Raw genomic sequence first — 23642 nt, forward strand, 5'->3', positions numbered from 1 at the left:
CATGAAGGCTCTCGAAGGCGTCCGCGTCCTCGACATGACCCACGTGCAGTCCGGCCCGTCGTGCACCCAGCTGCTCGCCTGGCTGGGCGCGGACGTGGTCAAGCTGGAGGCCCCGACCGGCGACATCACCCGGCAGCAGCTCCGCGACGTGCCGGGCGTGGACAGCCTCTACTTCACGATGCTGAACTGCAACAAGCGCAGCATCACCCTCAACATGAAGAGCGAGCGCGGCAAGGAGATCTTCACCGAGCTGGTGAAGGACGCCGACGTGCTGGTGGAGAACTTCGGGCCCGGCGCGGTCGACCGCATGGGCTTCCCCTGGCCGCGCCTCCAGGAGCTCAACCCGCGCCTGGTCTACGCCTCCATCAAGGGCTTCGGCACCGGCCGGTACGCCAGGTTCAAGGCGTACGAGGTGATCGCGCAGGCCATGGGCGGCTCGATGAGCACCACCGGCTTCGAGGACGGCCCGCCGCTCGCGACCGGCGCCCAGATCGGCGACTCCGGCACCGGCGTCCACGCGGTGGCCGGCATCCTGGCGGCGCTCTACCAGCGCGAGCGGAGCGGCCGCGGGCAGCGCGTGCAGGTGGCCATGCAGCACGCCGTGCTGAACCTGTGCCGCGTCAAGCTCCGCGACCAGCAGCGCCTGGCGCACGGCCCGCTGCGCGAGTACCCCAACGAGACCTTCAACGGCGAGGTGCCGCGCTCGGGCAACGCCAGCGGCGGCGGCCAGCCGGGCTGGGCGGTGCGCTGCGCGCCGGGCGGCCCCAACGACTACATCTACGTCATCGTCCAGCCGGTCGGCTGGAAGCCGATCGCGTCCATCATCGGCCGGCCGGAGCTGGCGGAGGACCCCGAGTGGGCGACGCCGGAGGCCCGGCTGGCGAAGCTGGACAAGATGTTCCAGCTCATCGAGGAGTGGACGATCCGCCACGACAAGTGGACGGTGCTGGACCGGCTGAACGCCGAGAACATCCCGTGCGGGCCGATCCTGTCCACCCGGGAGCTGGTGGAGGACGAGACCCTGCGCGAGGAGGGCATCGTCGTCGCGGTGCCGCACCCCGAGCGCGGCGAGTTCGTCACCGTCGGCAGCCCGCTGCAGCTTTCCGACTCGCCGGTGGAGGTGCGCACCCCGCCCCTGCTCGGCGAGCACAACGAGGAGATCTACGGCCAGCTCGGCGTCGGCTCGGAGGAGCTGGCCGAGCTCAAGGCGAACGGAGTCATCTAGGTGGACCCCAGGGAAGTGATCGAGCGGGCGCGCGCCGAGGGGCGGACCGCGCTGACGGCTCCCGAGGGCCGGCTGCTGTGCGAGGCGTACGGCATCGCCACCCCCGGCGAGGGGCTGGCGGGCTCGGCCGGCGAGGCGGCGGAGATCGCGGAGAAGATCGGCCTCCCGGTCGTGCTGAAGATCGTCTCGCCGGACATCCTGCACAAGACGGACGCGGGCGGCGTGCTGGTCGGCCTGCGGACGGCCGAGGAGGTGCGGGAGGGCTACGGGACCGTCCTCGCCAACGCCCGCGCGTACAACCCCGGCGCGAAGATCGACGGCGTCCAGGTGCAGCAGCTCGTCGGCGGCGGCCACGAGGTCATCGTCGGCGCGGTCACCGACCCGACCTTCGGCAAGGTCGTGGCGTTCGGGCTCGGCGGGGTCCTGGTCGAGGTGCTGAAGGACGTGACCTTCCGGCTCGCCCCGGTCTCGGGTGACGACGCCCTCGCGATGCTGGACGACATCCGGGCGGCGGAGGTGCTGCGCGGGGCCCGCGGCGCCGAGCCCGTGGACCGGGCGGCGCTGGCCGGGCTGATCGAGCGCGTCGGCCGGCTGGTCACCGACCACCCGGAGATCGCCGAGGTCGACCTCAACCCCGTCTTCGCCGACGCCCGCGGCGCGGTGGCCGCCGACGTGCGGATCATCGTCGGCGACCGGCCGGAGGAGGTCCGCCGGCTGCCGCGCGAGGAGATCCTGCGGCAGATGACGCGCATCTTCAAGCCGCGCTCGGTCGCCGTCATCGGCGCCTCCGCCGAGAACGGCAAGATCGGCAACTCGGTCATGCGCAACCTCATCGACGGCGGCTACCGGGGCCGGATCCTGCCGATCAACCCCAAGGCCGACGAGATCCTGGGGCTGCCCGCGTACAAGAGCATCGCCGACGTGCCCGGCGACGTGGACGTGGCCGTCTTCGCCATCCCCGCCAAGTTCGTCGCCGCGGCGCTGGAGGAGGCGGGGGAGAAGGGCGTGGCCGGGGCGATCATGATCCCGTCCGGGTTCGCCGAGACCGGCAACGCCGAGGGCCAGCGGGAGATCGTGGAGATCGCCCGGCGGCACGGCGTGCGCGTGCTCGGCCCCAACATCTACGGCTACTACTACACGCCGGAGAACCTCTGCGCGACCTTCTGCACCCCGTACGACGTGCGCGGCAGCGTGGCGCTGACCTCGCAGAGCGGCGGCATCGGCATGGCCATCCTGGGCTTCAGCCGCACCACCAGGATGGGCGTGTCCGCGATCGTCGGCGTCGGCAACAAGGCCGACGTGGACGAGGACGACCTGCTGACCTTCTTCGAGCAGGACGACAACACCAAGGCCGTCGCCATGCACCTGGAGGACCTCAAGGACGGGCGCGGCTTCGTCGCGGCCGCCCGCCGGGTGGTCAGGGAGAAGCCGGTCATCGTGCTCAAGGCCGGGCGCACCGCGATGGGCGCGCGGGCCGCCGGCTCGCACACCGGCGCGCTCGCCGGCGACGACAAGGTCTACGACGACATCCTGCGCCAGGCCGGCGTGGTCCGCGCCCCCGGGCTCAACGACATGCTGGAGTACGCCCGCGCGCTGCCCCTGCTGCCCGCGCCGCGGGGCGAGAACGTCGTCATCATCACCGGGGCGGGCGGCTCCGGCGTGCTGCTGTCCGACGCCTGCGTGGACGCCGGGCTCACGCTCATGGACATCCCGCCCGACCTGGACACCGCCTTCCGCGCCTACATCCCCCCGTTCGGCGCGGCCGGCAACCCCATCGACATCACCGGCGGCGAGCCGCCCTCGACCTACGGGAACACGGTCCGCCTCGGCCTCGCCGACGAGCGCATCCACGCGCTCGTCCTCGGCTACTGGCACACGATCGTGACGCCGCCGATGGTCTTCGCCGAGCTCGTCGCCCGGGTGGTGGCGGAGGAGAAGGAGAAGGGCAACGTCAAGCCGGTCGTGGCGTCGCTGGCCGGCGACACCGAGGTTGAGGAGGCCTGCGAGTACCTGTTCGAGCACGGCGTGGTCGCGTACCCGTACACGACGGAGAAGCCCGTGGCGGTCCTCGGTGCCAAGTACCGATGGGCCAGGGCTGCCGGACTGCTGCGCTAGAGCCAGGCGGAGCAGGACGGGGCGAGGGGGCTCATCGGGGCGCACGAGGAAGGCAACAAACCCCCCAGGAGGTCCGTAGGTGGACACATCGAACACACCACCGGCGACGGCCACGCCGCCGGTCGAGGATCAACGAGTATGGAAAGCGGGCCGGCTCGAGCCGATGCCCATCAGGAAGCTGCCGGACGCGCCGCCCTCGGTGCACGTGCTCGGGCCGACGGTCTTCCTGATCGCGCTGGGCGTGGGCATGGGCGAGTCGTACATGTGGCCGCGGCTGGTGCTGCTGTTCGGGCCGGAGATCAGGTGGCTGTTCCTGATCGGCGTGACCCTGCAGGCCGTGGTCATGCTGGAGATGGCGCGCTACGCCATGGCCACCGGGGAGAGCATCTTCTCCGGCGCGGCCCGGGTGTTCAAGCCGCTGATGTGGTTCTTCTTCGTCGTCGCCATCGCCGTCTACATCTGGCCGGGCCACCTGTCGGCCGGCGCGGCCGCCTTCGAGGAGATCACCGGCGTCCCGTGGGTGGCGACCGCGGTGGCCGGGCTCGTCTTCGTCGGGGTGATCTTCACCCTCGCCAAGGTGATCTACAACCTGCTGGAGGTCGCGCTCTCGCTGCTGATCGGCACGCTCGTGCTCGGCACCGCCGTGGTCGCGGCCATGGTCGGCTCCTGGGGCGACGTGGCGACCACCCTCAGCGGCATGTTCTCCTTCGGCTACCTGCCGCCGGAGGCCATGACGTCCACCTGGTTCCCCGTCATCGTCGGGGCCTGCGCCTTCGCTGGCCCCTCGGGCATGCAGCAGATGTGGTACACGCTGCACCTGCGTGACTCGGGTGCCGGCATGGGCGCGCACCAGCCGCAGGTGCGCGGCCTGCGGCACGCGGGCGAGGAGGAGGAGCGGCCGGCCCGCGGGTTCATGTTCGACACCGACGACCCGGCCGAGATGGCCAAGTGGAAGGGCTGGCGGCGCTGGGTCACCTTCGACGCCATCCTGCTCTTCTGGGGCATCACCATGCTGGTCACGATCTCCTTCACGGTGATCGCCCAGTCGGCGGTGCGGATCGACCCGGCCGTGCGCACGGCCATCCAGGGCGACGACCGGGAAGTGGCGTTGAGCGCGATGTCCAACGCCGTCTCCTCGGCGGGCAGCTCGGTGCTCGGGGCCGTCTTCCTCGGGTTCATCGCGCTGATCGGCCTGAACGCGACGCTCGGCCTGTTCGACTCGTTCTCGCGCGGCCAGGCCGACATGACCTTCCACTTCGTCCCCGGGGCGAAGAAACTGGGCATGTCCCGGCTCTACGCGATCTTCCTGTGGGGCGTCATCCTCTTCGGCATCCTGATCCTGCTGTTCGGGCCGGCCGACGGGCCGAGCGGGATCCTCGACACGCTGGCGTTCCTGTCGACGTTCGCTATGGGGGCGTACTGCGTGACGCTGCTGCTGGTGAACAACCGCATGCTGCCCAAGCCGATCCGGCCCAGGTGGTGGTCGAACGCGATCATCGGCTTCGGCGCGGTGTTCTACCTGGGGATGCTGTTCTACAGCCTCTTCGCCTTCGGCGTGGTCGTGGGCTGATGGACAGACGGCACAGTTTCGAACTCGCCCTCCCGGGGGCGACCATCGGAGCCGTCGCCGGTGCCATGGCCGGTGGGCTGACCCTGTTCGCGGGGGCGCCCACCGGACTGGCCGCGCTGGCGGCACTGGCGCTGGCCGCGCCGCTCGCCCTGTTCGGCGGGCTGTACGGCGTCCTCGTCGGGCACGGCGTGCTCCGGCCCGGCACCTTCGGGCCGGCCGGTCTCTACTGGATGGCGGCCTTCCCCCTGTCCCGGCTGCTGCAGGAGAGCGTGGTGGGCCTCGGCATGGCCGACGGCGTGCTCGCCTTCCTCGCCTACCAGGCCATGGTCAGCCTCGGCTTCGCCATCGGCTTCGTCTGGCTGCACGAGCGGGTCATGCCGTACTGGCTGGCGCGCCGCGCGGACGTCAACCCGCGAGCGGCGGAGCTGCTCGGCGTCTACGTCAGGTACGCCACTCTGCTGCGCGCCAGAAAGAAGGGAAGCAGGCGGTGAACCTGCCCCTCTGGATCTGGGCGGCCACCATCGGGGGGTTCGCCCTCGTCATCGCGGTCGACTTCTGGATGGTGGCCCGCAACCCGCACGAACCGTCGATGCGCGAGTGCGTCGGCTGGGTGTCGTTCTACGTCGCCCTGGCCGCGGCCTTCGGGGCGGGGCTGCTCCTGCTGTCCGGCCCCGGGCACGGCGGGGAGTTCTTCGCCGGCTGGATCACCGAGTACTCGCTGAGCGTGGACAACCTCTTCGTGTTCCTGCTGATCATGAGCAGGTTCCAGGTGCCGCGCCAGTACCGGCAGAAGGTGCTGCTCATCGGCATCGTGCTGGCGCTGGTCATGCGCGGGGCGTTCATCGCGGCCGGCGCGGGGGCGGTCCAGCGCTTCGACTGGCTGTTCTACGTGTTCGGCGCCTTCCTCGTCTACACGGCGTGGAAGCTCATCGGGCACGAGGACGAGGAGGCGGAGTTCTCCGAGAACCTCGCGCTGCGGACCGTGCGCCGGGTGCTGCCGACCACGGACACCTACCACGGCGCCCGCCTCACCGTGCACCACGGGCGCCGGACGGTGACCCCGATGCTGATCGTGATGGTCGCCATCGGGACCACCGACCTGCTGTTCGCGCTCGACTCCATCCCGGCCATCTTCGGGCTCACCAAGGAGCCCTACCTGGTGTTCACCGCCAACGCCTTCGCCCTCATGGGGCTGCGGCAGCTCTTCTTCCTCATCGGCGGCCTGCTCGACCGGCTCGTCTACCTGAGCAAGGGGCTGTCGGTGGTGCTCGCCTTCATCGGGGTGAAGCTGATCATGGAGGCGCTGCACCACGACGGCGTGTCCTGGGCGCCGGAGATCCCGATCCTGGTCTCCCTCGGCGTCATCGTCGGGACCCTCGCCGTCACCACGGTGCTGAGCCTGGTCAAGTCGGCCCGGGACGCCAGGAGGGCGAAGGAGCCCGAGCCGGTGAAGCGCTGACCACGCCACGGCGGGGCGTCGTCCTCCTGAGGCGCTCTCGCCGCGGCCCGTCAGTGCCGCGGACTCCGGTGGACGTCGTGCTCGGCGGCCCACCGCCGCAGGTAGCGCTCGGCGTCGTCGGCCGAGTGGTGCTTGCGCAGGGCCGTGCTCAGCCCGAGGCCGAGCATGCGGCCGTCGGCGGGCCAGCCCGCCGGATCCGCGAGGAGAAAGCGGAGAAACGCTCTCATGGTCATGCACCTCCCATCCGTGCGGCTCCATCCTCTTCCCGAGGTGTTTCGGAGCGGGTGTCGCGGTGTGAACGTCAGGTCAAGCGGCCCTCAGCCCGCCGTGCGGCGACGCCGGCGCACCGGCTTCGGCGCGGGCTGGACGGGCTCCTTCTCCCGCTGCGCCATGTAGGACTCGCGGGTGTGCTCGGTGTGCTCGCGCATGATCTGCGCCGCGCGGCCCTCGTCACCGGCCTCGATGGCGTCGATCAGGCTCGTGTGCTCCTCCCAGGAGGCCATGCCGCGCCGGCGGGCCACCGGGGTGTGGTACCACCGCACCCGCCTGGCCACCTGGCTGGTCAGCTCGGCCAGCACCTTGTTGCCGGACAGCGCGGTCACCAGGGCGTGCAGCTCGGAGTTGGTGGCCACGGCGGCGTCCACGTCGTCGGCCTCGACGGCGGCGATGCCGCGCGCGCAGAGCGCGCGCAGCCGTTTCACGCCGTCGCGGTCGGCGTGCTGGGCGGCCAGCCGCGCCGACTCGGTCTCCAGCAGCGCCCGTACGGCGAGCAGCTGGTCGGCCTCCTCTACGGTGGGCACGTGCACGAACGCGCCCTGGCCGGGATGCAGGTCCACCCAGCCCTCGCCGCTGAGCTGCTGAAGGGCCTCGCGCACCGGCTGCCTGGAGACGCCGAGGAGGTCGGCCAGCTCGCTCTCGACCAGGTGCTGGCCGGGCTTGAGCTGGCCGGAGACGATCAGCTCCTGGATGGCCTCGATGACGCTCTCGCGCAGCGTGGCGGGGCGCTGGATCTTGGCGGCCGCCGGCTGACCGGCCTGCTCCGACAGCAACATGGTCACCTCTCCAGGAGCCGTTAATGGTTTTTGGTCGACTGCCTACAGCATACCGTTCGCCGCGCCAACGCGGCCGGTGAACCTCGTCACAGGGGTGGTCAGGCGGGCAGCGTGACCGGCAGGCCGGGCAGCCGCAGGCGGAGCGCGGCCAGGGCGGGCAGGGCCGCGAGCGCCGCGGCGACCGGCAGGGCGGTCGCGGGGGCGCTCAGCGCGGCGGCGGCCAGCACGGCCGCGCCGGCGCCCGCGAGGGCCTTGGCGCTGTAGACGACGGCGTGGATCTCGCCGTGCCGCTCCACGCCGAAGAACTCGCGGACGAGGCTGGCGAGCAGCGGGTAGAACGCCCCGCCGCCCAGCCCGGCGGCCACGGCGCCGAGCCACAGCAGCACCTCCCGCCCGCCCGGATGCGGGGCGGCGGGCGGCGCGACGGCGGCCGTCAGCAGGAGCTGGCCGAGGGCGAGCGAGCCGAGCACGGCGGCCAGCGTGCGGCGCCGGCCGAACCGCTCCGAGCAGCGCATCGCCAGCGACCGGCCGGCGCCGTTCAGCGCCACCAGCACCGCCACCGCCGCCCACGACCCGGTCGCCGCCACCACGACCACGTCGGCCACGGACACCGCGCCCGCGCAGGTCAGGATGAGCGCGAGGGCGGGCAGCGCGCGGGTGCGCAGGGCCTGGGGGAGGAGGAACTGGCGGGCCGCGTCCGGGGTGACGCGCAGCCGGGCCGCGTCCAGGGCGTAGGTGCGCGGGTCGAGGTCGCCGGGCCACCACAGCGCGGGGGCCGGGCGCAGCCGCCGCGCGGCCGCCCCGACGGCGACGGCGGCCACGGCCGCGGCGGTCAGGAACGCGGCCGGCGTCGCGCCCGGGGCGAGCCCGGCCCACACCAGGAACGGGACCGCGCCGTAGCCGAAGGCCCCGGTGGCGAGCCCGACCCGGGCGGCGGCCCGCTCCGGGTACCAGGAGGCGACGACCTCGCAGCACACGCCGTAGACCAGGCCCGCGCCGAGGCCGCCGAGCAGCGCGTACCCGGCGAACGCCACGACCCCCGCCATCACCGCCCCCGCCGCCGCCCCCGCCGCCGGCCCGGCCAGCCCGGCGGCGGCCAGGCCGGTCGCGCTCAGCGCCGCGCCGGCCGCCAGCGCCGGGCGTACGCCGAGCCGGCCCCGGCGCACCAGGCGCAGCGCGGGCAGCGCGCCCGCGGCCTGGCAGGCGATCCAGGCGGCGAGCAGGGTGAGGCCCGCGCCCTCGCGGGCGAGGAGGGCGGCGAAGCCGTACTGGAGGGGGCTGATCGCCGCCATGGCGGCGAGGGCGAGCCGGAACATGCGGGTGCGGTCGGCGGGGACGGGCCCGGGGAGGTACGTGCGCCCGCGCCAGTCTCGGATTGCATTCTCCATACTGTATGGAGTATCCCGCTCTCGGATTCCTGTCGAGGCCCTGGACGGAGAATATTCCATACGGTATACCGTAGACAAAGGAGGCTCGCATGGACCTGTACGAACACCAGGCGAAGGAGCTCTTCGGGCGGCACGGCATCCCGGTACCGCGCGGCGCGGTCGCGGCCACCCCGGCCGAGGCCCGGGCGATCGCGGCCGAGCTGAACCAGCCCGTGGTCATCAAGGCCCAGGTCAAGACCGGCGGACGCGGCAAGGCCGGCGGCATCAGACCGGCCGCCGGGCCGGCCTCGGCCGAGCAGGAGGCCGCCCGCGTGCTGGGCATGGACATCAAGGGACACCGCACGCGCCGCGTCCTGGTGGAGGCGGCGACGGTGCCGTTCGAGGAGTACTACGCCGCCTTCCTGGTGGACCGCGCCGAGGGCGGGTTCCTGGCGATGGTGTCCGGCCAGGGCGGCATGGAGATCGAGGAGCTGGCGGCGAGCGACCCCGACGCCGTCGTCCGGCTCCCCGTGGACCCGGTCACCGGCGTCGACGCCGGCACCGCGCGGCTGCTGGCCGCCAGGGCCGGCCTGCCCGAGCAGGCCGCCGAGGCGCTGGAGCGGCTGTGGCGGGTGCTGGTCGCCGAGGACGCCCTGCTGGTCGAGGTCAACCCGCTCGTCTGCACCACCGACCAGCGCATCGTGGCGCTCGACGGCAAGGTCACCCTGGACGGCAACGCCGCCTTCCGGCACCGGCGCGACCTCGCCGAGCCGTCCGACGGCGGCCTGGAGGACCGCGCCCGCGCCAAAGGGCTCAACTACGTCAAGCTCGACGGCTCGGTGGGCGTCATCGGCAACGGCGCGGGGCTGGTGATGAGCACCCTCGACGTGGTGGCCGGCGCGGGCGCGGCCCCGGCGAACTTCCTGGACATCGGCGGCGGCGCCTCCGCCCAGGTGATGGCCGACGGGCTGGAGATCATCCTGGCCGACCCGGACGTGCGCTCGGTGCTGGTCAACGTCTTCGGCGGCATCACGGCCTGCGACGCGGTGGCCAACGGCATCGTCACCGCCCTCGAACTCCTCGGCGAGCGCGGCCGCGGCCGGCCCATCGTCGTGCGCCTGGACGGCAACAACGCCGAGCTCGGCCGGCGCATCCTCGACGAGGCCCGGCACCCGGCCGTCCGCCAGGTCTCCACCATGGACGGCGCCGCCGCCACGGCGGCCGGACTCGCGGCAGGGGCGTGACAGATGGCGATCTTCCTCACCAAGGACAGCCGGGTGCTCGTGCAGGGCATGACCGGCGCGGAGGGCACCCGGCACACGGCCCGCATGCTGGCCGCCGGCACCGACGTGGTGGCCGGGGTCACCCCGGGCAAGGGCGGCCGGTCGGCGGACTTCGGCGAGCGCACCGTCCCGGTGTTCGGCTCGGTGGCCGAGGCGGTGGAGGAGACCGGCGCGGACGTGTCGGTGGTGTTCGTGCCGCCGCGCTTCACCGGCGGGGCCGTGGAGGAGGCGGTGGCGGCCGGGGTGCCGCTCTGCGTGGTGATCACCGAGGGCGTGCCGGTGCACGACACCGTGCGCTTCCGCGCGCTGGCCCAGGGCCGCACCCGGATCATCGGGCCCAACTGCCCCGGCCTGATCAGCCCCGGCCAGTCGTCGGCCGGCATCATCCCCGCCGACATCACCTTCGCCGGCCGCATCGGCCTGGTCTCCAAGTCCGGCACGCTCACCTACCAGCTCATGTACGAGCTGCGCGACCTCGGCTTCTCCACCTGCGTCGGCATCGGCGGCGACCCGGTCGTCGGCACCACGCACATCGACTGCCTCCGGGCGTTCCAGGACGACCCGGGCACCGACGCCATCGTCCTCATCGGCGAGATCGGCGGCGACGCCGAGGAGCGGGCCGCGGCCCACATCGCCGGGCACGTCACCAAGCCGGTGGTCGCGTACGTGGCCGGGTTCACCGCTCCCGAGGGCCGGACGATGGGGCATGCGGGCGCGATCGTCTCCGGCTCCTCCGGCACCGCGCAGGCCAAGAAGGAGGCCCTGGAGGCGGCCGGCGTGCGCGTCGGGAGGACCCCCTCCGAGACCGCGCGGCTGATGCGCTCGGTGCTGGCGGGTGCGCGGTGAGGTTCAGCGTCAACGCCTCCATCCTGCTCACCGGCCTGCCGCTGCTGGAGCGGCCGGCCGCCGCGGCCAAGCACGGGTTCGACGCGATCGAGCTGTGGTGGCCCTTCGACGGGCCGGACCCGTCCGGGGCCGAGCTCGCCGCGCTGCGCGGCGCGATCCGGGACGCCGGGGTCCGCCTGACCGGCCTCAACTTCGACGCCGGCGACATGGCGGCGGGCGAGCGCGGCCTGCTGGCCCGCCCTGACGGCTCGGGCCGCTTCCGCGCGAACGTCGGGCCCGCCGTCCGGCTGGCCGGGGAGCTGGGCTGCACCGTGCTGAACGCCCTCTACGGCAACGGCCCCGGCACCGACAGGGAGCTGGCCGTCGCCAACCTGCGCCGGGCCGCCGACGCCGCCGCCGGCATCGGCGCGACCGTGGTCGTCGAGGCGCTCAACTCCCACGAGAACCCGCACTACCCGATCACCTCGTCGGCGGCGGCGTTCGCGCTGATCGACGAGGTGGACCGGGAGAACGTGGCCTTCCTGGCCGACCTGTACCACCTGCACCGGATGGGCGAGGACGTCCTCGCGCTCATCGACCGGCACGGCGCCAGCCTCGGCCACGTCCAGGTCGCCGACGACCCCGGCAGGGGACGGCCGGGCAGCGGCGACATGCCGTACCCGGAGATCTTCGCCCGGCTGTCGGCCGCGGGCTACCGGGGACACGTCGGCCTGGAGTACCGGCACGAGGGGCCGGGCGCGTTCGACTGGAGGCACGCGTGAACATCGGCTTCATCGGACTCGGCATCATGGGCAGCCCCATGGCCGCCAACCTGCTCAAGGCGGGCCACACGGTGTGCGGCTACGACGTCAGCGCCGCGCGCGTCGAACAGCTCGCCGCCCTCGGCGGCAAGGCCGGCACCGGCGTGGTGGACGCGGTCGGCGGCGCCGACGCGGTGATCACCATGCTGCCCGACTCCCCGCAGGTCGAGGAGGTCGCGCCGCTCGTCGTCGAGTACGGCCGCCCCGGCCTGCTCTACGTCGACATGAGCACGATCAGGCCCGAGACCTCCCGCCGGGTGGCGCGCGAGGCCGCGGCCGCCGGCGTGCGGGCCCTCGACGCCCCGGTCAGCGGCGGCGAGCGCGGCGCGGTCGACGCCACCCTGTCGATCATGGTGGGCGGCGACCGGGAGGCGTTCGAGGCCGCCCGCCCGCTCCTCGGCACGCTCGGCACCACCGTCGTGCACGTCGGCCCGGCCGGGGCCGGGCAGACCGTGAAGGCGGCCAACCAGCTCGTCGTCGGCGGCATCTACGGCCTGGTGGCCGAGGCCATCGTGCTGCTGGAGGCGAGCGGCGTGGACCCGGCGGCCGGCCTGGACGTGCTGGCGGGCGGCCTGGCCGGCTCCCGCATCCTGGAGCTCAAGCGGCACACCATGATCAAGCGGGAGTTCGCCCCCGGCTTCCGCATCGACCTGCACCACAAGGACATGGGCATCGCCGTCGCCGCCGCCCGCGAGGCCGGGGTCGCGCTGCCGCTCACCGGCCAGGTCGCCCAGCTCGTCGCCGCCGCCAGGGCGCAGGGGCACGGCTCGCTCGACCACTCCGCCCTGCTCAAGGTCGTCGAAAGGCTGAACGGATGAAGCGGATCCCCTGTATGGAGGCCGTGACGGCGGTGCTGGAGTCGGAGGGGGTGGACACCGTCTTCGGCATTCCCGGGGCGGCCATCCTGCCGCTCTACGCCGCGCTGCGGAAGAGCTCCGTCCGGCACGTCACGGTCCGCCACGAGGAGGGCGGCACGCACGCCGCCGACGGCTGGGCCAGGGTCACCGGGAACGTCGGCGTCTGCATCGGCACCTCCGGCCCGGCCGGCACCAACATGATCACCGGCCTCTACACCGCGCTCGCCGACTCGATCCCCATGATCTGCGTCACCGGCCAGGCCGTGACCTCCAAGCTGCACCAGGAGGCGTTCCAGGCGGTGGACATCGTGGAGGTCGCCCGGCCGGTCACCAAGTGGGCGGTGCAGCTCAAGGAGCCCGCGCAGGCGCCGTGGGTGTTCCGGGAGGCGTTCCGGGTCGCCCGCTCGGGGCGGCCCGGCCCGGTGCTCATCGACCTGCCGCTCGACGTGCAGCGCGGCACCTGCCGGTACGACCGCGACCTCGACGCCCCGCTGCCGGTCGAGGTGCCGCGCCCCCTGCCCGCGGCGCTGCGGCGGGCGCTGGACCTGCTGGAGGGCGCCCGGCGGCCGATCCTGCTGGCGGGCGGCGGCGTGATCATCGGCGAGGCCGCCGAGGAGCTGCGGGCGCTCGCGGAGCACCTCCAGGTGCCCGTGCAGGTGACGCTCATGGGCAAGGGCGCCTTCCCCGAGGACCACCCGCTGTTCGCCGGGATGGCCGGCGTCCAGACGCAGACGCGGTGGGGCAACGCCGCGTTCCTGGACAGCGACCTGGTGCTCGCGGTCGGGGCCCGCTTCGGCGACCGGCACACCGGCGACCTCGACGTCTACCGGCGCGGGCGCACGTTCATTCACGCCGACATCGAGCCGACGCAGCTCGGCCGGGTCTTCGAGCCCGACCTCGGGATCGTCGGGCACGCCCGGCCGGTGCTGGCCGGGCTGCTGGAGGAGGCGCGCGCCCGCGGCGGCCCGCGCGAGCCGGGCAGGTGGCCGCGCCGGGTGGCCGGCCTGCGCCGCACCATGAACCGGCGCGACGACTTCGACGACGTGCCGATCAAGCCGCCCCGGGTGTTCAGGGAGCTGAACGGCTTCTTCGGCCGCGACACCACGTTCGTCACCGCCATCGGGCTCTACCAGATCTGGTCCGGCCAGTTCCAGACGACGTACCTGCCGCGCCGCTACCTGGTGTGCGGGCAGGCCGGGCCGCTCGGCTGGGAGGTGCCGGCCGCGATGGGCGTCAAGTGCGCGCACCCGGAGCGGCAGGTGGTGGCCGTCGTCGGCGACTACTCCTTCCAGTTCCTCATGGAGGAGGTCGCGGTGGCCGCCCAGTACCGCATCCCGTTCGTCATCGTCATGATCAACAACGAGTACCTGGGGCTCATCAGGCAGGCCGAGCTGCCGTACGACATGAACTACGCCGTGGACCTGCACTACGGCGAGGGCGGCATCGACCACGTCAAGGTCATGGAGGCGTTCGGCTGCCCGGCGCGCCGCGTCGAGCTGCCCGGCGACCTCCGCGACGCGCTCGCCTGGGCGAGCGCCGAGTCGGCCCGCGAGCGGCTGCCGGTGCTGGTGGAGGTGATGGTCGAGCGCGAGGCCAACGCCGCCATGGGCCCCGCCCTGGACGCGGTCAAGGAGTTCGAGCCGCTGCCCGAGCTCATCACCGCCGACTGGTCCGACTGAGGAGGGAACCGACATGCGGCTCAAACCGGGTACGGCCTGGCGTGACGCCTACGACCGCTGCTGCGCGGCGGCGCCCGAGGCCTTCCACGACGACCGGGTGCTCAACCACTGGGGCGGCATCTGGCAGCGCGACGGGCGCCCGGTGCCCGGCTTCTCGCCGCTGGACGGCACCGCCATCGCCGGCCCGCCCCGGCTGGACCGGGCGGGCGCCGGCCGCGCCGTCGCCGGGGCCGTGGAGGAGCACCGGCGCTGGCGGCACGTCCCGCTCGCCGAGCGCAAGGCCATGGTCGCCGCCGCCGTCGAGTCCATGGCCGCGCACCGCGACCTGCTCGCCCTGCTGCTGGTCTGGGAGATCGGCAAGCCGTGGCGGACCGCCCGCGCCGACGTGGACCGCTGCCTGGACGGCGTGCGCTGGTACCTCGGCGAGATCGACCGCATGACCGCCGGGCGCACCCCGCTGCCCGGCCCGGTCAGCAACATCGCGAGCTGGAACTACCCGATGAGCGTGCTCATGCACGCCATGCTCGTGCAGGCGCTGGCTGGCAACGCGGTCATCGCCAAGACCCCGACCGACGGCGGGCTGTGCTGCCTCACCCTGGCCTGCGCGCTCGCCGTCCGCGAAGGGCTGCCGTTCACGCTGGTCAGCGGGGGAGGGGCGGACCTGTCGCCGGTGCTGGCCGGCGGGCGGGCGCTCGGCTGCGTGTCGTTCGTGGGCGGCAGGGACGCCGGGGCGAAGGTCGCCACCTCCCTCGCCGACGTCGGCCGGCGGCACGTCCTGGAGCAGGAGGGCCTCAACTGCTGGGGCGTGTGGGAGTACGGCGACTGGGACACCCTCACCCGCCAGATCCGCGCCTCCTTCGACTACGCCAAGCAGCGCTGCACCGCCTACCCGCGCTTCGTCGTGCAGCGCGCGCTGTTCCACGACTTCCTGCGGGCCTACCTGGCGGCGGTGGACGCGCTGCGCTTCGGCCACCCGCTCGCCGTGGCCGACCCCGAGGACCCGCTGCCCGAGCTGGACTTCGGGCCGCTGATCAACGCCTCCAAGGCCAAGGAGCTGGCCGACCAGGTGGACGAGGCGGTGGCGCGGGGCGGGGTGCCGGTGCACCGCGCGTCCCTGGCCGCCGGACACTTCCTCCCAGGCCAGGATTTATCCGCCTACTTCGCCCCGACCGCCCTCCTCAACCCGCCTCCCTCCTCACCACTCCACCACGCCGAGCCCTTCGGCCCGGTCGACACGATCGTCCTGGTCGACACCGAGGCCGAGCTGCTGGCCGCCATGAACGCCAGCAACGGCGCGCTCGTCGCCACCCTGTCCTGCGACGAGGAGCGGACCTTCCACCGGCTCGCCCCCCAGGTGCGCGCCTTCAAGGTCGGCCACAACCGGCCACGGTCGCGCGGCGACCGCGAGGAGCTGTTCGGCGGGCTGGGGGCGTCGTGGCGGGGCGCGTTCGTCGGCGGCGACCTGCTGGTCAAAGCGGCCACCTCGGGCCCCGACGGCGAACGCCTCCCCGGCAACTTCCCCCACTACACCCTCCTCCCCTGACCCCGCCCACCCGCCCTCGCACCCTGTGGGGGCGGGCCCGGGCGTCAGTCCGTGACGTTGAGGCGGGCGCGGACGCGGGCGAGCAGGGGCTCGGGCAGCGGCGCGTACCCGTACAGGGACAGGTACGACTGCCCCGCGTCCCCCGCCGTGTAGCTGAGGAAGGAGCGCACCACCGGGTCGGGCTCGGCCGCGCAGGCGATCTCGTACGTGACCATCACCAGCGGGTACGCCTCCGGCACCCGGGCCGCGTAGCCGGCCGTCACGACCAGGTCGCGCCCGACCCGCGCGCCCCGCACCGCCGCGCTGGCGCTCTCCGGCGACAGGGCCGCGTACCGCCCGGCGGCGTTGCGGAGCCGGGCGGTGCTGAGCCGGGCGCTCCCGGCGAAGCCGTACTCGACGTACCCGAGGGAGTCCCTGGTGTGCTGGACGGCCTGGGTGATGCCGCCGGAGCCCGCGACGCCGCGTCCCGCGCCGGTCCACCTGGTGTCCGGCCGGTGCGGCCAGCGGCCGGTGGCCCTGAGGTAGGCGGTCAGGTTGTGGGTGGTGCCGGAGCCGTCGGAGCGGTGGAAGACGCGCACGGCCGCGTCCGGCAGCCGCCGGCCGGGGTTGTCGGCGGCGAGCTGCGGGGCGTCCCACCGGGTGATGCGCCCGGTGAGGAGGCCGGTCAGCGTGGCGGGGGAGAGCTGCAGGTCCGGCACGGACGGCAGGTTGTAGACGATCGCGACGGGCCCCACCACCATGGGCAGGTGCTCGGCCCGGCCGCCGCACCGCCGGTCGGCCCGTCGCTGCTCGCCGGCGTTCATCGGCACGTCGGAGCCGGCGAACGCGGTGCGGCCCGCGACGAAGTCGGCGATGCCGGCGCTCGACCCGTTGGCCCGGTAGCGCACGCGCAGCATCGGGTGGAGGCGCTGGAACTCGGCGCGCCAGGCGTCCATCGCGCCTTTCTGCGCGGTCGAGCCCGAGCCGGTGATGGACGCGGTGACCGGCGGCGGCTCGCCGGTGACGTCGCCGCGCGACAACATCAGGGCCACGCCCACCCCGGCGGCGCCGGCGGCCAGGACGGCGGCGGCGATCAGCACCATGGTCGGCTTGCCCACCCGCCCAGGCTAAGAGGCCGCCTCCGGCGAGCGGCGGAGCGACCGGCCGTAGGCGGCGACTTTACGATCGGCCGCCCGTCAGCCCGGGAGCAGCCCGAAGCGGGTCGCCGCCAGGAGCGCGATGAACACGATCATGGCGACCCGCAGCACCCTCCCGCCGGGCCGCAGCGACGGCCACGACAGGTACGCCAGCCAGGCGATGAACACCAGCACGACCAGCGCCGCCGCCCCGCCCAGCGGGTTGGCCACCGCGAGCCCGGTCAGCAGCAGCACCACCAGCAGCAGCGGCGGCACCCACCTCGGCACCTGCGTGAAGAGGTACGCCATCGGCACCGCGCTCCGCCGTTCCACGGCCTTGCGCAGCCCGCCCGCGCCCTCGGTGAAGAACCGCTCGCCCTGCGGAAGCGGGCGCTTGTTGTCAGAGGCCACGTGCAGAGCCTACGGGAGAGGGCACGCCTTGTGGCCGCCGCGCCTCTAGGCTGTTCAGGTGCTCGCCGTGATCCGATACACCGTTCCAGAGTCCCAGTCCCAAGACTTCGCCAAGCAGGGCCAGACCATCCTCGACACGTTCGCCGCCCAGCCCGGCTTCCGGCGGGGCCGTCTGGCCCGATCGGTCGACGAGCCCAATCTGTGGGCCCTGGTCACGGAATGGGAGGGCGCCGGGTTCTACCGCAGGGCGCTGTCCGCCGCCAGGATGGTGATGTATCCACTGATGATCCTCATGGTCAACGAGCCCAGCGCGTACGAGGACGTCTACACGCAGGACGGGGCGTAACGCCACAGAGCGTTACTCGCGCGCGAGACCGCGCGCCCGTCCCCTAAGCTGGGATCTCATCACTTTCACACTCGCCGACCTCCAGCCGGAAAGAGAATCAACCAAAATGGCACGACGCACCGACGTCATGGACACCATCGTCAGCCTCGCCAAGCGCCGCGGGCTCGTCTACCCGTCGAGCGAGATCTACGGCGGACTTCGCGCGTCGTGGGACTACGGTCCTCTGGGTGTCGAGCTGAAGAACAACGTCAAGCGGCAGTGGTGGCTGTCGATGGTCCAGGCCCGCGAGGACGTCGTGGGCCTCGACTCCTCGGTCATCCTGGCGCCCGAGGTGTGGCGGGCCAGCGGCCACGTCGAGACCTTCACCGACCCGCTCACCGAGTGCCTGTCCTGTCACAAGCGCTTCCGGGCCGACCACCTGACCGAGGCGTACGAGGAGAAGAACGGCCACGCGCCCGAGGGCGGCCTGGCCGACATCACCTGCCCCAACTGCGGCAACAAGGGCACCTTCACCGAGCCCCGCCAGTTCAGCGGCCTGCTCAAGACCTTCCTCGGCCCGGTCGAGGACGAGTCGGGCCTGGCCTGGCTGCGTCCCGAGACCGCGCAGGGCATCTTCATCAACTACCTCAACGTGCAGCAGTCGGCGCGCAAGAAGATCCCGTTCGGCATCGGCCAGGTCGGCAAGTCCTTCCGCAACGAGATCACGCCGGGCAACTTCATCTTCCGCACCCGCGAGTTCGAGCAGATGGAGATGGAGTTCTTCGTCAAGCCCGGCACCGACGAGGAGTGGCACCAGTACTGGATCGACGAGCGCTACCGCTGGTACTCCGACCTCGGCATCAACAAGGACAACCTGCGCCTGTACGAGCACCCCAAGGACAAGCTGTCCCACTACTCCAAGCGCACGGTCGACATCGAGTACCGCTTCAACTTCGCCGGCTCGGAGTGGGGTGAGCTGGAGGGCATCGCCAACCGCACCGACTTCGACCTGACCGCCCACTCCAAGGCGTCGGGCGTCGACCTCAGCTTCTTCGAGCAGGACACCGGGGAGCGCTACGTCCCCTACGTCATCGAGCCGGCGGCCGGCGTCGACCGCGCCACGCTGACGTTCCTGCTCGACGCCTACAGCGAGGACGAGGCCCCCAACGCCAAGGGCGTCATGGAGAAGCGCACGGTCATGCGGCTCGACCACCGGCTCGCGCCGGTCAAGGCCGCGGTGCTGCCGCTGTCGCGCAACGCCGACCTGTCGCCGAAGGCGCGCGACCTCGCCGCGCAGCTCCGCCGCCGGTGGAACGTAGAGTTCGACGACGCGGGCGCGATCGGCCGCCGCTACCGGCGCCAGGACGAGATCGGCACGCCGTTCTGCATCACCGTCGACTTCGACACCCTGGAGGACCAGGCGGTGACGATCCGCGAGCGCGACAGCATGGCGCAGGAGCGCATCGCGATCGACGGCGTCGAGTCCTACCTGCGCCAGCACCTCAACGACTGATCCCGCCGCACGTCGCACGTCGCACGCAGGGCCGCTCGCCGCACGGCGGGCGGCCCTCGCCGTTCCCGGCCGCGGGGGCCGCGGGGGGCCGCAGTCGCCGAGCCCGCAGGCGCCCCGGCCTCAGGCCGCCCGCCGGGCCGCGCCGGCGGCAGAGCGCCCGGGTGAGCAGGAACGCGACCACCGGCAGCACGAACACCGCCACCCGCAGCCCCACGATCACCGCCTGGTAGGTGCCGGCCGGCACGGTCAGCAGCGCCGCGGGCGCGGGCGGCGGCGCGGCCGGCCCGGGTGCGGCGGTCACGGCGGGCGGGGCCGCCGAGACCCACGTCCCGGCCCAGAGCACGGTGAAGAAGGTCAGCACCGCGACCCCGAGCCCGGTGCGGACCGGCGCGTCCGAGGGCCGGTCGAGGAGCTGGTGGTGCCCGGTGTCGCCGGTGCGCCGCCGCTCCAGGAACGGGTAGGCGAGCAGCACCAGGAAGAACGCCGTCAGGACCGCCATCGGGATCCAGAGCCCGACCTGGAGCACGTACCCGCCGACGGGGATCTCCCAGGCCGGGGTGAGGCGCAGCGCGCCGTCCAGCACCCCGTAGTACCAGAACGGCTGCGCCGACGGCGGGGCCGCGCCGGGCGTGTACGCCCCGTGCTCCCACACCGGGTTCACCCTGACCAGGGTGGCCAGCAGCGTGATCGCGCCCATGGTGAACAGCGCGGTGGCCCCGTTCTTGATCGCGAAGTAGGGGAAGAACGGCCCGCCGGTCACCTTGTCCTCGGCCGTCGCGGTGGCCTTGCGCTCGGTGTGCTTCTGCCGCCAGGTGAGGATCAGCGCGTGCAGCGGCACCGCGGCCAGCAGGATGCCCGGGATCAGGATGACGTGGGTGAGGAAGAGCCGCGGCACGGCGTCGCCGGGGAAGGCGCCGCCGAAGCCGAACGCCGACAGGTACGTGCCGATCAGCGGCACCGACAGCAGCAGCCCCTGCGCCTCGCGCAGCCCGCTGAAGGCGAGCTGGTCGCCCAGCATGGACACGCCGATGAAGCTGTTGGCCAGCACCATCACGAACAGCACGACGCCGAGCAGCCACGTCAGCTCGCGCGGCTTCCTGAACGCGCCGGTGAAGAAGACCCGGCACAGGTGGGCCACGATCGACAACACGAACACGGTGGCCGACCAGTGGTGGAGCTGGCGCATCAGCAGGCCGCCGCGCACCTCCAGACTGATCTCCCGCACCGAGGCGAAGGCGACGTCCGGGTTGGGCTTGAAGAACAGCGTCAGGAACGCGCCGGTCAGCAGCAGGAACACGAACGAGTAGAGCGCCAGCTCGCCCAGCAGGAACGACCAGTGGCTGGGGAACAGCTTGCGGAGCTGCGGCCGCAGCCAGCGGGCGAAGGGCAGCCGGTCGTCGAGGTAGAGCGCCGAGCCGCGCGCCGCGCGGGCGGCTCCGGCGACGGCCGTGGCGCGCCGCCTGGGCTTGGTAGGAGTGGCCATGGGCGCCTCCTGGCGAGGGGGTGATCCGATTCTGCACCCGCTCCGCTGCTTTCACAAGAATTGGTTTATACCAATTGGTCTAATCCAATTTTCGGCTAAGTCGCCGTATAATTGGATTAGACCTCTCGTGAGGCTTCCACCTGCAGAAACGATGACCTATGCAAGGAGTGCAGTTTCATCATCAAATTCGCCGGTAGAGTCCGGCTCAGAGGCGCGTTGGATTGGAGCTGTGGTGGCCAAGTACGTTTACGACTTCACCGAGGGCAACAGGAATCTCAAGGATCTTCTCGGCGGTAAAGGCGCGAACCTCGCGGAGATGACCAATCTCGGGCTGCCGGTTCCCCCCGGATTCACGATCACCACCGAGGCGTGCCGCCACTACCTGGCGGAAGGCGCCGTGCACGACGGTCTCGACCAGGAGGTGGCCGAGCACCTCAAGGCGCTCGAGGAGCGCATGGGCCGCAAGCTCGGCCAGGCCGACGACCCCCTGCTCGTCAGCGTCCGCTCCGGCGCGAAGTTCTCCATGCCCGGCATGATGGAGACGGTGCTCAACATCGGGCTCAACGACGAGTCCGTGCACGGCCTGGCCAAGCAGGCCGGCGGCAACGAGCGCTTCGCCTGGGACTCCTACCGCCGGCTCATCCAGATGTTCGGCAAGACCGTGCTCGGCATCGACGGCGACCTGTTCGAGCAGGCGCTCGACGCGGTCAAGGGCCGCCGGCACGACACCGACCTGGACGCGGGCGAGCTGCAGCGGCTGGTGGAGACGTACAAGGGCATCGTGCGGGAGCAGACGGGCAAGGACTTCCCGACCGACCCCCGCGAGCAGATGCGGCTGGCCATCAACGCGGTCTTCGACTCCTGGAACGCCCCGCGCGCGATCCTCTACCGCCGCCAGGAGCGCATCCCGGCCGACCTCGGCACCGCCGTGAACGTCATGGCCATGGTCTTCGGCAACTACGGCGACGACTCCGGCACCGGCGTCGCCTTCACCCGCGACCCCGGCACCGGCCGCCAGGGCATCTACGGCGACTACCTGCAGAACGCCCAGGGCGAGGACGTCGTCGCCGGCATCCGCAACACGATCCCCCTCGAAGAGCTCGAACGCCTCGACAAGACCTCCTTCGACGAGCTCGTGCGCATCATGGAGACCCTGGAGACGCACTACAAGGACCTGTGCGACATCGAGTTCACCATCGAGCGCGGCAAGCTCTGGATGCTCCAGACCCGGGTCGGCAAGCGCACCGCCGCCGCGGCCTTCTGCATCGCCACCCAGCTCGTCGACCAGGGCCTCATCACCCTCGACGAGGCCGTCACCCGCGTGACCGGCGACCAGCTCGCCCAGCTCATGTTCCCCCGCTTCGACGGCGGCGCCGAGAAGAAGAAGATCGCCAAGGGCATGAACGCCTCCCCGGGCGCGGCCGTCGGCAAGGCCGTCTTCTCCTCCGAGCGGGCCGTGGAGCTGTCCGGGCAGGGCGAGGAGGTCATCCTGGTCCGCCGCGAGACCAACCCCGACGACCTGGCCGGCATGATCGCCGCCAAGGGCATCCTCACCAGCCGCGGCGGCAAGACCTCGCACGCGGCCGTGGTCGCCCGCGGCATGGGCAAGACGTGCGTGTGCGGGGCCGAGGAGCTGGACGTCTCGACGGCCGAGCACCGGTTCACCGCGCCCGGCGGCGTCGTCGTCGACGAGGGCGACGTGATCTCCATCGACGGCACCTCCGGCGAGGTGTTCCTCGGCGAGGTGCCGGTCGTCGCCTCGGCCGTGGTCGAGTACTTCGAGGGCGCCGAGCCCGACGACGAACTGGTCAGGGCCGTGGACCGGATCATGCGCCACGCCGACGCCCAGCGCCGTCTCGGCGTGCGGGCCAACGCCGACACCCCCGAGGACGCCGCCCGCGCCCGCCGCTTCGGCGCGCAGGGCATCGGCCTGTGCCGCACCGAGCACATGTTCCTCGGCGAGCGCCGGCAGCTCGTGGAGGACCTGGTGCTGGCCGCCACCGACGAGGAGCGCCAGGCGGCCCTGGACGCCCTGGAGCCGCTGCAGAAGTCCGACTTCATCGGCATCTTCCAGGCCATGGAGGGCGCGCCGGTCACGATCCGGCTGATCGACCCGCCGCTGCACGAGTTCCTGCCCGACATCACCGACCTGTCCGTCAAGATCGCCACGTCGCAGGACGTCACCGACAAGGACCGCGCGCTGCTGGCCGCCGTCAAGCGCCTGCACGAGCAGAACCCCATGCTGGGCCTGCGCGGCGTGCGCCTCGGCCTGGTGATCCCCGGCCTGTTCGCGATGCAGGTGCGGGCCATCGCCCAGGCCGCCAAGGAGGTGCCGGGCGCGCGTCCCGAGATCATGATCCCGCTGGTCGCGGCCGTGCAGGAGCTGGAGTCCGTACGCGAGGAGGCCGTCAGGATCCTCGCCGAGGTCGGCGTGGAGGCGCTCATCGGCACCATGATCGAGGTGCCGCGGGCGGCGCTCACCGCGGGCCAGATCGCCGAGGCCGCCGAGTTCTTCTCCTTCGGCACCAACGACCTCACCCAGATGACCTGGGGCTTCTCCCGCGACGACGTCGAGGCCGCCTTCTTCTCCCGCTACCTCGACCTCGGGATCTTCGGCGTCTCGCCGTTCGAGACCCTGGACAGGGAGGGCGTCGGGCGGCTGGTGCGCATCGCCGTCGAGGAGGGCCGGGCCACCCGCCCCGACCTGCACATCGGCATCTGTGGCGAGCACGGCGGCGACCCCGACTCGGTGCACTTCTGCCACGACGTGGGGCTCGACTACGTGTCCTGCTCGCCGTTCCGGATCCCGGTGGCGCGGCTGGAGGCGGGCCGGGCCGCGCTCAGCGACACCGACTCCGACACCCGCTGACCGGCGCGCGGGGAAGGGGCCTGTCCGCTTCAGGACGGCCCCCTTCCCAAGCGCGCGCCGGCGGCGCACGCTGAGCGCAGGGGGCCCGTGAGCCGAGAAGGCGGTAGCGGTGCCGAAGTCGACCTTGGGG

Annotated in this window: 20 protein-coding genes; 14 read left to right on the forward strand and 6 right to left on the reverse strand. The window is 72.6% G+C overall.

Annotated elements, in window-relative coordinates; all coding sequences use genetic code 11:
- Position 1: 1 nt before the first annotated feature.
- The 5 genes from frc (at position 2) to MF672_RS40365 (ending at position 6369) form a co-directional block, all read left to right on the forward strand.
- Positions 2-1225: a formyl-CoA transferase gene (gene frc, locus MF672_RS40345; RefSeq protein ID WP_242374889.1), complete on the forward strand. Its 1224-nt coding sequence runs from the start codon at positions 2-4 to the stop codon at positions 1223-1225.
- Positions 1226-3340 carry an acetate--CoA ligase family protein gene (locus MF672_RS40350; protein ID WP_242374890.1) on the forward strand — a complete coding sequence of 705 codons (2115 nt, stop codon included), beginning with the start codon at positions 1226-1228 and terminating at the stop codon, positions 3338-3340.
- A gap of 163 nt (positions 3341-3503) precedes the next feature.
- Positions 3504-4910: an Nramp family divalent metal transporter gene (locus tag MF672_RS40355; protein ID WP_242374891.1), complete on the forward strand. Its 1407-nt coding sequence runs from the start codon at positions 3504-3506 to the stop codon at positions 4908-4910.
- Positions 4910-5401, forward strand: coding sequence for a hypothetical protein (locus tag MF672_RS40360; protein ID WP_242374892.1), 492 nt, complete (start codon positions 4910-4912; stop codon positions 5399-5401). Before MF672_RS40355 ends, MF672_RS40360 begins: the two co-directional genes overlap by 1 nt.
- The gene (locus tag MF672_RS40365; protein ID WP_242374893.1) at positions 5398-6369 is read left to right on the forward strand and encodes a TerC family protein; all 972 of its coding nucleotides are present in this window, start codon (positions 5398-5400) and stop codon (positions 6367-6369) included. The genes MF672_RS40360 and MF672_RS40365 overlap by 4 nt, the downstream gene beginning before the upstream one ends.
- A gap of 50 nt (positions 6370-6419) precedes the next feature.
- On the opposite strand, the gene MF672_RS40370 is transcribed toward MF672_RS40365, so the two are convergent.
- The 3 genes from MF672_RS40370 to MF672_RS40380 all read right to left on the reverse strand — a co-directional run bounded on the left by MF672_RS40370 (position 6420) and on the right by MF672_RS40380 (position 8809).
- Positions 6420-6596, reverse strand: coding sequence for a hypothetical protein (locus MF672_RS40370; RefSeq protein WP_242374894.1), 177 nt, complete (start codon positions 6594-6596; stop codon positions 6420-6422).
- 90 nt (positions 6597-6686) lie between these two features.
- Positions 6687-7421, reverse strand: a complete 735-nt coding sequence (locus MF672_RS40375) for a GntR family transcriptional regulator (protein WP_242374898.1) — start codon at positions 7419-7421, stop codon at positions 6687-6689.
- A gap of 98 nt (positions 7422-7519) precedes the next feature.
- Positions 7520-8809, reverse strand: coding sequence for an MFS transporter (locus tag MF672_RS40380; RefSeq protein WP_247815667.1), 1290 nt, complete (start codon positions 8807-8809; stop codon positions 7520-7522).
- An 89-nt stretch (positions 8810-8898) separates the two neighbouring features.
- Between MF672_RS40380 and sucC the strand changes: the two genes are divergently transcribed.
- Genes sucC through MF672_RS40410 form a run of 6 tightly spaced genes read left to right on the forward strand, consistent with a single transcriptional unit; the run spans position 8899 to position 15796 of the window.
- Positions 8899-10032 (forward strand): ADP-forming succinate--CoA ligase subunit beta, encoded by a 1134-nt coding sequence (gene sucC, locus MF672_RS40385; protein WP_242382991.1) that lies wholly within the window; start codon positions 8899-8901, stop codon positions 10030-10032.
- A 3-nt stretch (positions 10033-10035) separates the two neighbouring features.
- A complete protein-coding gene (sucD, locus tag MF672_RS40390) occupies positions 10036-10917 on the forward strand; it encodes a succinate--CoA ligase subunit alpha (RefSeq protein ID WP_242382990.1) in 882 nt (293 codons plus the stop codon).
- Positions 10914-11678 (forward strand): hydroxypyruvate isomerase family protein, encoded by a 765-nt coding sequence (locus MF672_RS40395; RefSeq protein WP_242382988.1) that lies wholly within the window; start codon positions 10914-10916, stop codon positions 11676-11678. Before sucD ends, MF672_RS40395 begins: the two co-directional genes overlap by 4 nt.
- Positions 11675-12535 carry a 2-hydroxy-3-oxopropionate reductase gene (locus MF672_RS40400; protein WP_302893360.1) on the forward strand — a complete coding sequence of 287 codons (861 nt, stop codon included), beginning with the start codon at positions 11675-11677 and terminating at the stop codon, positions 12533-12535. Before MF672_RS40395 ends, MF672_RS40400 begins: the two co-directional genes overlap by 4 nt.
- Complete coding sequence (gcl, locus tag MF672_RS40405) at positions 12532-14253, forward strand: glyoxylate carboligase (RefSeq protein WP_242382987.1); 1722 nt, start codon at positions 12532-12534, stop codon at positions 14251-14253. Before MF672_RS40400 ends, gcl begins: the two co-directional genes overlap by 4 nt.
- Positions 14254-14266: 13 nt before the next feature.
- The gene (locus tag MF672_RS40410) at positions 14267-15796 is read left to right on the forward strand and encodes an aldehyde dehydrogenase family protein (protein WP_242382985.1); all 1530 of its coding nucleotides are present in this window, start codon (positions 14267-14269) and stop codon (positions 15794-15796) included.
- Positions 15797-15840: 44 nt separating this feature from the next.
- Here MF672_RS40410 and pstS read toward each other — a convergent pair whose 3' ends face one another.
- Positions 15841-16893, reverse strand: coding sequence for a phosphate ABC transporter substrate-binding protein PstS (pstS, locus tag MF672_RS40415; RefSeq protein WP_242382983.1), 1053 nt, complete (start codon positions 16891-16893; stop codon positions 15841-15843).
- A gap of 78 nt (positions 16894-16971) precedes the next feature.
- Complete coding sequence (locus MF672_RS40420) at positions 16972-17322, reverse strand: DUF6703 family protein (RefSeq protein ID WP_242382981.1); 351 nt, start codon at positions 17320-17322, stop codon at positions 16972-16974.
- Positions 17323-17389: 67 nt separating this feature from the next.
- Here MF672_RS40420 and MF672_RS40425 point away from each other — a divergent pair, with 67 nt between their 5' ends.
- Both MF672_RS40425 and MF672_RS40430 read left to right on the forward strand, forming a co-directional pair.
- On the forward strand, positions 17390-17668 hold the full coding sequence (locus MF672_RS40425; protein WP_308210620.1) for an antibiotic biosynthesis monooxygenase family protein: 279 nt from the start codon (positions 17390-17392) through the stop codon (positions 17666-17668).
- A gap of 106 nt (positions 17669-17774) precedes the next feature.
- Complete coding sequence (locus MF672_RS40430; protein ID WP_242382977.1) at positions 17775-19160, forward strand: glycine--tRNA ligase; 1386 nt, start codon at positions 17775-17777, stop codon at positions 19158-19160.
- Here MF672_RS40430 and MF672_RS40435 read toward each other — a convergent pair.
- Positions 19150-20643 (reverse strand): cytochrome b, encoded by a 1494-nt coding sequence (locus tag MF672_RS40435; protein WP_247815668.1) that lies wholly within the window; start codon positions 20641-20643, stop codon positions 19150-19152. The genes MF672_RS40430 and MF672_RS40435 overlap by 11 nt on opposite strands.
- Positions 20644-20875: 232 nt before the next feature.
- Here MF672_RS40435 and ppdK point away from each other — a divergent pair, with 232 nt between their 5' ends.
- Positions 20876-23512: a pyruvate, phosphate dikinase gene (ppdK, locus tag MF672_RS40440; RefSeq protein WP_242380549.1), complete on the forward strand. Its 2637-nt coding sequence runs from the start codon at positions 20876-20878 to the stop codon at positions 23510-23512.
- The last annotated feature ends 130 nt before the right edge of the window (positions 23513-23642 follow it).

This window comes from Actinomadura luzonensis, from assembly GCF_022664455.2.
GTDB classification, from domain to species: Bacteria; Actinomycetota; Actinomycetes; order Streptosporangiales; family Streptosporangiaceae; genus Nonomuraea; species Nonomuraea luzonensis.